This is a genomic window from Mesorhizobium sp. M7A.F.Ca.CA.002.15.2.1 (genome assembly GCF_003998715.1).
In the GTDB taxonomy this organism is placed as follows: Bacteria; Pseudomonadota; Alphaproteobacteria; order Rhizobiales; family Rhizobiaceae; genus Mesorhizobium; species Mesorhizobium ciceri.
Genome location: NZ_RZPI01000330.1, coordinates 1 through 865, shown reverse-complemented (window position 1 = coordinate 865; position 865 = coordinate 1). Strand labels below are relative to the sequence as shown.

1 pseudogene is annotated in these 865 nt (G+C 62.1%); it reads right to left on the bottom strand.

The features are described from left to right. A pseudogene (locus ENZ74_RS18690) lies at positions 1 to 865 on the bottom strand (acetyl-CoA carboxylase biotin carboxylase subunit); the annotation flags it as partial.

Genomic DNA, 865 nt, shown 5'->3' with positions numbered 1-865 from the left:
CCCGCCAATGCTGCGGCGTTTTCGATGAGCCAGCCTTCCAGCCAGCGGGTATGCACGTCTCCCGCCCGCATCGCCGGATCGGCGGCCAGCGCAAGAAACAGCGGCTTGGTGGTCTTGAGCCCGCCGATCTTCAACTCGTTGAGCGCGCGGATCAGGCGCACTATCGCCGCCTCGCGCGTCTCTGCATGCACGATCAGCTTGGCAAGCAGCGAGTCATAAAAGGGCGGCACCTGATAGCCTTGATAGAGCATCGAATCGAAGCGTACGCCCGGACCGCCGGGAATGCGAAGCTCGGCCACCTGCCCGGGGAATGGAGCGAACTCCTTCGCCGGGTCTTCGGCATTGAGCCGGACTTCGATCGCATGCCCTTTGACGGAGACATCGCTTTGCCGGATCCGCAGCTTCTCGCCGCCGGCGATGCGAAGCATCTCCGCAACGAGGTCGATGCCGGTGATCGCTTCGGTGACCGGGTGCTCGACCTGGATACGGGTGTTCATCTCGATGAAGTAAAAGCGGTCTGCTTCATCGTCGTAAAGATACTCTACCGTGCCGGCACCAGAGTATTTGACCGCCTTGGCCAAGGCGACCGCTGAAGCGCAGAGCTCTTCGCGCAGCCTGTCTGAAAGTGCGCGCGACGGCGCCTCCTCCCAAACCTTCTGGCGTCGCCGCTGCAGCGAGCACTCCCGCTCGTAGCAGTGGATGGCATCGCTTCCGTCTGCCAGCACCTGCACCTCGATATGGCGGGCCTTGCCGATCACCTTTTCCATGTAGAGACCACCATCGCCAAAGGCGGCGAGGGCTTCTGCTTCGGCCTGAGGAAAGGCTTGTTCGAACTCGGCAAGCGAGTTCGAACAAGCCTTTCCTC